The organism is Pseudoalteromonas sp. S1650, assembly GCF_005887195.1.
Classification (GTDB): Bacteria; Pseudomonadota; Gammaproteobacteria; order Enterobacterales; family Alteromonadaceae; genus Pseudoalteromonas; species Pseudoalteromonas simplex.
In genome coordinates this window covers 56280-64016 of record NZ_PNDF01000077.1, presented here as the reverse complement: position 1 = coordinate 64016, position 7737 = coordinate 56280, and the positions used below count along the sequence as shown (strand labels likewise).

Annotated in this window: 3 protein-coding genes; 1 reads left to right on the top strand and 2 read right to left on the bottom strand. The window is 42.8% G+C overall.

The annotated features are described in order from the left end of the window. Nucleotides 1–57 precede the first annotated feature (57 nt). On the bottom strand, nt 58–3615 hold the full coding sequence (locus CWB80_RS19230; RefSeq protein WP_138599912.1) for an ImpA family metalloprotease: 3558 nt from the start codon (nt 3613–3615) through the stop codon (nt 58–60). A 144-nt stretch (nt 3616–3759) separates the two neighbouring features. Beyond that, nucleotides 3760–5010 carry an MFS transporter gene (locus CWB80_RS19225; RefSeq protein ID WP_138599911.1) on the bottom strand — a complete coding sequence of 417 codons (1251 nt, stop codon included), beginning with the start codon at nt 5008–5010 and terminating at the stop codon, nt 3760–3762. Nucleotides 5011–5261: 251 nt separating this feature from the next. Here CWB80_RS19225 and CWB80_RS19220 point away from each other — a divergent pair, with 251 nt between their 5' ends. Beyond that, on the top strand, nt 5262–7631 hold the full coding sequence (locus CWB80_RS19220; RefSeq protein WP_054551854.1) for a TonB-dependent receptor domain-containing protein: 2370 nt from the start codon (nt 5262–5264) through the stop codon (nt 7629–7631). Nucleotides 7632–7737 lie beyond the last annotated feature (106 nt).

Here is a 7737-nt window from a genome sequence, read left to right as displayed (position 1 = left end):
GAAATATTTCGCTGGCGTTTTAAATACGAATACCAATCAACTTAACAACGCGGTGTATTATTCAGGCCAGCTTTGCGTCCCATCAATTGCAACTTCTGTTTGATTTAACGTCGTACAATAGCCGGTGGCAGATGAGGCATAGTAAACATCACCTAATACCGTGTAGTTTTTCGCTTTAACCTGCTGTTTTGCTTTGTCTGACGTTGCCATGCCCCACATGCTGAAGTAGTTGCTCAAATCGAGCTCGGTTGCTTCTGAAAGTGCTATTAGGAGCCAATCATTGTTGCCTATGCTTTGTGCCTCTGACAAGCTGTAGCTTGAAAAGCCAAGTGTATCTTTTTGTGCCTGCCAATTAGTCTCGCTGTTATCAGCTAGATTAAACGCACGCTCCAAAATGTGTAAGCGAGGGTATAAATGCCAGCCGTTTTCAAGCTTATTGTGTGCCTGTGCGGCCATCATAATTTGTAAATAAATAGCGTGACTTTGCGACCACTCTGACATCGCTAAATCTTGCATATAAGCAAATGCGTCTGCGCTTTGTTTACTGGCTTGTAAATGATCGAACAAGTTCTCGAATGGCAAGTTTTGGCACGATGCCGAAAAGCCGGTTTCATCTTCAAACTTCGACTTACTGTAGTAGGAGTAAAAGTTGGTATTTGAATGACCACCAAACCCTTCGATACGGAAGCGCCCTTTCTCAAGACCATGCCCTAACTCATGGATATCGCCATGCCCTGTTGGATTAAAATTCCAACCTGCGTCATACGGATTGCCCGAACAGCCCCAACCACAGGTCGGCTGGTCAGCATTCATATGTTTTACAATATCAATTGTTTGTACTTCAATATTGCGTTCACTCGCAAAGTCATGAATTTCGCTAACCACATCGATGCCCGGCCCTTTGAAACCAGCAAGTACATGCGGATAGTTATGGGTATAACGCTCTACAGCATGGGCGAAGTCAGACGCTACAGGCCAATAACCATCGTTAATTGAAATACGCATTTTCTCGAGATTTGAATGCACCTCAAAACCACCGGTTGCCACCTCAGCCCAATCATAATCCCCTTTTTCAAGCAACTCAGCAAAGCGCTCATCATCACTGCTGCTACGCCAATACGGGTGCTCACCTACATTGCTAAATTCAAAGCTGACATCTAAATCATTTTGATCAAACTCAATTTGAATTGGCCCACCATAAGGTGACGTAAAATAGACCGTTTCATTTGTCTCTATAGGGACATGAACCGACTGCAATTTAGCGGGTCGATTATAGCCATTGCTGCTCATGTAATGTGTTGCGCCATCGCGCAGAGTATTAATAAACACCTTGGTATTCACTGCTTGATTATCGGTGCGTTTGATAGCAAATGTTTGACCCGGCAAGGCATACACACCCGTTGAGCGAAAATACGCCTTACTCTGCATATTCACGGTGACGGTTTTAGGTGTTACATGACTAAAATCACTACGGCTGAAATTCCCCATATCAACTTGAAGTGGGTTAACTTTACGTATATTTAATACCGCATGATCAGTAAACAGGGCACGAAAGAAGCTTGTATTCTCGGTGCTTAGTTTATCCATCGGGAAGCTCACTACTTGGCGATAATGATCTGCAAGCAGCGCTAGTAACTGATAAAAGCGATAGCCTTGCTCAGTAAAGATATCTGTTTTAGCTTGGTCAAAACCTCTAAACACCGAATTAATGATCGTTGCCGCATCACTAAACTGTTGCTGATATTGGCTTTCAGCTGGACAGCTTCGATTATCGCAAGCACTTAAATCAACACTAAATTCGCTGCTTTTAAAGCGGCTAAGTAAGTCTTTAATAGTTTGCGCATCAGTTGGCAAGCTGTCGTTGATAGCAATTGGGTTCCAATTTGCCAGTTCTAATCGGTGCCAGTAGTTATCACCTGCAACGCTCACATGGAGTAATTCAAATAGCGCTTTACCTAATGCCGTTTGACTACCATCACGCTGAATATAGATCACTGCTATATCGTTTTCTTGCGCTTGCTTTACTGCAGCCACAACATTATCAATATTTAATCCTTCACGCTCATGCTGAGAGATAATCAGGATATCCGTGTCAGATGTTAAACACGCCGCTAAAGCGTCGTTGTCACAACTTGCATTGTCGTTATAGCTCACCATGCCTTCATATTGACTATCAAACCACTCTCGCGTTTTGATCCTATCTTGAAAGTAATAGCTTTGATCTAGTTGTGCTAATACAAGTTTGAGTGGCTGCTCTGCGGTTATTTCTCTGCCAGCTAACCATGTGGTGCTGTTTTTCAAAAACTGAGTCATTTGCTCGTTAATGGTATTTCGATAAGGATTACTACCAAATACCAAGTAACGGCCTTGCTCACCATCACTAGTCCCGACTACAGCAAGATTTCTAATTTTTGTCTCGTAGCCATCTTGCCAACTATTGTTGGTAAGTAGTACCGGCTCATTGAATGGATACGTGGCATTTAATAGCGTTGCATCCCAGGTTGGATACCAGCTTAATTCATCAAGGGTGGAGCTTGAGCCAAACCCAAATAAGCTATTTTTAATGCTTTGAAAGCGCGCTTTGTGGATATCAATTTCATTAAGTGTCGCATCAAGTAGCAATTCACTGTTTGGCACAACTAGCGCATTACCCGTTTCGAGTGCCTCAGCTACATAGCTTTGAGTAATGTTTAACACAAACTCGAAGCTTGCTTGTACACGTGAGTCAGAGGCAGTGATTGTGAATTTATGTTCACCAAGATCTTCATTACTCGCGGTGCCAGATAAGATGCTAGTTTGCTCATCAAAACTTAGCCACGTTGGCAACCCTGTTACGGTTAAGCTCACATCATCGTTGTCTGCATCGTTGCTGACTAACTGCACACTCAATGCCTGCTCAGCACGCCCTTCACTACTCAGTGGAGAAACCACTGGCGCTGAGTTTGCTCTGGCAGCGATGTTAAATGTTTGCTCTGCCTGCTGCGTCACTTCGCCATCTGAATAACGAAAACGAATTTGCTGTTCGCCCGTATTCGCAAACAAGGGCGTGCCGCTAAAACTGAGGTTAGTCGCATCAAAGCTAAGCCAATCAGGTTTACTAACTTCACTTATTACCACAGTGTCATTTTGTGCATCAGTAAATGTTAGCTGGTAAGTATAAGCTTGGCCTTCATTGCTATCCGATGGTGTAGACGTGAGCGTTGGCGGCGTATTTTCGACAAGCTTGGCTTCTACATTAATATCAATCAAAAGCTGGGCAGACAGCTGCCCATCAGTGACCGTAAACTCAATGTTTGCATACTTACCTGCTTGCTCAGGCGTGCCACTGATACTTGCTGAGGCTTCATTAAAACTTAGCCAACTTGGTAAGTTTGTTACAGACAAAGTAAGAGGGTCATTATCTGGATCAGAGACTTCAGGGCTAAAACTCAAGGTTTCACCAACACGTAAAGTCTGTGATTGACCGCTGATTTGCGGCGCTTGATTTTGTGGTGTTTCGGTTACAGGCGGTGTTGTTGTTTGTTTTTCATCTGAGCCTGAGCCGCAAGCAGCAAGTGTTAGCAATACAGCCGAGCATAATAGCGAGCGTTTGCACAAAGAGTGAAGTGCGTTCATTGAGTTCTTATTAGTATGGTAAACAATTTTTTAACATTATAAGCCGATACTACAAACTAATATCTCGGAAAAAATACGTAAATTGATATCGCTGTCATTAATTGTTTAAACCATAAAAAGCCCCATAAAGGGGCTTTTTAAAGGTTATGACGGGTTTGCAAAATCGGGTCTGGGTAACTTTTCGAGTATGGCGTATAAATAAATCACCACAACGCAAAGCCCTCCTGCTACAAAGAACAAGGTTGGGCCATTGTAATAATCTAAAATTAAACCACCTCCGAGTGGCGCTAAAGCAAACCCTAAATCATAAAACGAAGCTGCGCCAAAGTAGGCACCACGAAGATGAGAAGGCGCCAGCCTATCAAGGTGAACGTTCATCGTCGGAAACAAAATGGTTTCGGCCAAACTCATCACCACTATCGCACCAATCCAACCCCAGAATAAATCGATTGGATTAAGTGCTAGCCAAAACTGTGACACCATCAATAGCACCAAGCCAATTTGAATGCGCACCGTTAGGCTAAATCGCGCCATCATTTTTAACAGCAGAAATTGACTTGAAATGATCACTAACGCATTGGTAAAAATAAGCGCAGAAATCAATGCAAGTAGGTCGGGAGCCTCTGCACGAGTTAAGTATTGTATGAGTGAACTATCCATTTGCGCATAAATAAACATGCACATAATATTGGCTAAAATTAAACACTGCAGCAGCTTATCTGCAAATAGAATACGTAAGATTTGCTTGCCTTGTACAGCTGGTTTTTTCTCTTCAGGCTCGTCGATTGCGGCAGTACTTTTGGCGGCTTTATCACTAAAATTAAAGCCCCAAACAAGCAGCACTAATAAAATAGCAAATGCCCCTGCGGTAATATAAAAGCTCGACTGCTCACCGGTTAAACCTAGCCATACCCCAGCTAATGGGCCCACCGCACAGCCCACATTAACAATAAAGTACAGCGACTGCATGGCCAGCTCACGAGTTTGTGCATCATCAATAATATCGCCAATTGCCGCACTGGTTAATGGTCGCCAAAGCGCAGTCGCAATCGAGCATAAGGTCATCACAATCACATAACCGGCCACGGTTTCTACCTCAGCCAACAGCGAGAAAGAAATGATATACAGCACGCCGGTAATGTACATCAGCGTATGCCGGCCCACTTTATCGGATAGGCTACTGCCAATAAAACTGGTAAACACCGAAATCACCGCAGCACTGGTAAGTACCAACCCGACTTCTGTTGCCGATAAAGCAAACTTTTCGTACAAAATCACCGCGAGAAATGGCCATACCATGTAATAGCTGCCACGGGTAATAAACGAGCCAAATAAGAAGATCCACATAAGCACAGGAAACTGCTTAAAGCGCGCTAAAGAGATGTCTGAATTCATTATTTTAATTTTTATGGTGATGATGGAAGCACTATACATTAACAGGCTTTAAGATTGTAAATTGACTTCGCTTTAATCATCTTATTTTACTAATCAACAAAAACATAAATAGAAAAAAGTTGTAATAACTGTAAATGCAACTTGAAAAAGATTAATCTAAATAAGAATAATTATTGATTGTATTTTTCATTTCTGTACTATACGCAGCGTCCCTCAAAGGGATAACCTACAAAAAGAACTGGAACCCTACAATGAAATCAATAAAACCAAGCTTACTGGCACTTGCCATAGCAACACATTTTTCAGCCTTTGCTGATGACGCTAAGCCGAAACAAGATATGGAACGCTTAGTAATCACTGCAACAGGTTTTGAGCAAAAAGTTACCGAAGCACCTGCAAGTATTTCAATTATCACCAATGAAGATATTAAGTCTCATGCCTTCACCTCAGTACTTGATGCTGTGCAGTATTTAGAAGGTATCGACATTGGCACAACTCGTGATAAAACGGGCCAAGGCAGTGTGAGTATGCGTGGTTTAACAGGTGAATACACCCTGTTACTAATTGATGGTAAACGCCAAAATAACCATGGCGACATTTACCCAAACAATTTTGGTGGCAACGCGTTTAACCACGTACCACCGGTTGATGCGATTGAGCGAGTTGAAGTAATTCGCGGTCCTGCATCAACACTTTATGGTGCAGATGCGCTGGGTGGTGTAATCAATATCATCACTAAAAAGCACACTGACAGCTGGAGTGGTGCAGTATCTTTTAGCCGTTCACTACAGCAAAACGATGATTTTGGTGATGACATTACCACTGACTTTAGTGTGATGGGCCCGCTAATTAAAGACGTATTAAGTTTAGGAGTGCGCGGCAGTGTTTACGAACAACAAGCATCATCGCCAACATTTGAACCTGCGACCGATCCTAACGGTGTTGTACATACTCGTTCATTAGGCTTTGGCAGTGGCGGTCGTACCGTTGATAACACAAATGAGCAGTATGGTTTTACGTTAACTTATACCCCGTTTGAATCTCATCATTTACGTTTTGATTATGACAATTCAAGCCAAGTGTACGACAACACACCTAGCTACGACATTGAATCAGGCACCATTACTTACCCACTTGGTACTAAAGATAACATTGAATCAATTTGGCAAGATCGCCGCGGCCAAGTAAACCCGCGCGCAGGTTACGCGGCAGACCAAGAGTTTGACCGTGAATGGTGGTCACTCAGTTATGATGGCGATCTTAACTGGGCAACGGTAAAAGCCTCTGTGTCTTATGTTGATACGCAAAACAATGGCCGTACTTTACCACTGAGTGTAAGCGAGCGATTAGAGCTGCAAGCTATGTACGATGGTACTGGCGAATACGAAGGAATGGACGAGCAAGCACGTAAAGACTTAGCTGAAGAAACATTCTTACCACGCCCTGCTCGCCCACTTGAAAGCAGCCAATATACCTATGACTTACGTTTTGATATTCCAATCGAGGGGCGCTTTGGCAGCCATAACCTAGCAATTGGTGGCCAGCTTATCGACGGTGAATTAAAAGACGGTGTATTTGGTCTTGAAAGTGATCAAGCTGGCAAAGTACAAGAGCAAAACATGTACTCAATCTTTGCCGAAGATAACTGGATGGCAACTGATAACTTCACCTTTACACTTGGTGCTCGTTACGATGACCACGATGTATTTGGTAGCCAAGTATCACCTCGTGTTTACGGTGTATATAACTTATCTGACACTTGGACCTTAAAAGGTGGTGTAAGTACAGGTTACAAAACACCAAAAACAACTGACCTTTATGACGGGATCACCGGGTTTGGTGGCCAAGGCACAAGCCCATTTGCAGGTAACCCTGAATTAGAACCAGAAACCAGTGTTAACTCAGAAGTTGCACTTTACTGGACTTCACTTGATGGCGATCACAACATTAACGTGACTTACTACAACACCAAGTTTGAAGACAAAATTGCCAGCGGCGATACAATTTTAAGCTGTGAACAAACTAACGACGTACGTCCATGTGTGAACCTAGGTCAATATGATCAGCTTGGCTACGATAGCTACAGCCAAAAGATCAATATCGACGAAGTAGACCTTCAAGGTGTTGAAATTGCTGGTCAATACACAATCACTAAAACAGTGTCTGTTAACGGTAACTACACCTGGACTGATAGCGAACAAAAGAGCGGTCCTGAACAAGGTCAACCATTAACTAACTCAGCTGAGCACATGGCAAACCTTACCCTAAACTGGGAAGCGACAGACTTTATGAACTTATACCTACAAGGTGTATATCGTTCAGACCGTTACCGCGGTTGGGATAACGTGCACGATAAAGCGCTGTATTACAAAAACTACAACCTACTTAATTTAGGTGCGCAGTTTTATGTAAATGAGTACGTGCAAATCAATGCCCGTGTAAACAACCTATTAGACGAAGATTTCACCTCTTATAGCACAAGCTATACCGACCTAAATGGCGATGGTGAGTACGAATACCTAACAGGTCGCGGTGTAGTTAGCGAAGTTACATTCACAGACGACTACAACGTTAAAGATAAAGGCCGTAACTTCTGGATTGGCGTTACCGCTTACTTCTAAGTAAACTCCCTGAAAATAGACAGCATGTAGTCATATGCTGTCTATTTTTCTTACCGTCCCTATTACTGCTCCTATTATCAGTATTCTTTTTACTGTCACTAAATTG